Source organism: Paenarthrobacter nitroguajacolicus, assembly GCF_007786235.1.
GTDB classification, from domain to species: Bacteria; Actinomycetota; Actinomycetes; order Actinomycetales; family Micrococcaceae; genus Arthrobacter; species Arthrobacter nitroguajacolicus_A.
The window spans coordinates 1-519 of the sequence record NZ_VNFK01000097.1; the positions used below are offsets into that span (position 1 = coordinate 1).

The window sequence follows — 519 nt, forward strand, 5'->3', positions numbered from 1 at the left end:
ACCGATGATTTCGGAGCAAGGTTAGTCCACGCTCCGAGTAGCACGCCATCTGTGCTGACTGGCATACCGCTTTGTCCACCGTAAATAGAGAATTTTTTAAAATTGAAGCTTTTGGTTTCTATTGTTTTATCTGTCATTAATGTTCTGAGTATCGAGATATTTTAAGTGATTAGCTCTAATGTTAACTAGTTGTATGGATCAATGTTCTGGTTGGGTAACTATTGTTGTGCGTTATGGTTAGTTTATAATCCAGTGTAATCCACTGCTTTTGGTTCGCATATGCAAATTTATATGGTGTTTTTTTATGGTGACTTGCAGCTAGCTAAGTGTTTCGTCATTATGCGCGACTATTTTAAAGATTGATTGGCAGCCTTGAGCTGTAACATTCATGTAAGCACAACATAAATTCATAAATATAATTAAGGATTATCTGTGAAACAGAGTCTAAAACTAACAGATATAACGGCATTGGGCTTTATGCTTTTTGCGTTTGTCTTAGGTGCGGGTAACATTATCTTC

At 36.6% G+C, this 519-nt stretch carries 1 protein-coding gene; it reads left to right on the forward strand.

The window, feature by feature from the left end; all coding sequences use genetic code 11:
• Positions 1 to 432: 432 nt before the first annotated feature.
• On the forward strand, positions 433 to 519 hold an 87-nt coding region (locus FQP90_RS23950; protein WP_144653452.1), incomplete at its 3' end, for a branched-chain amino acid transport system II carrier protein.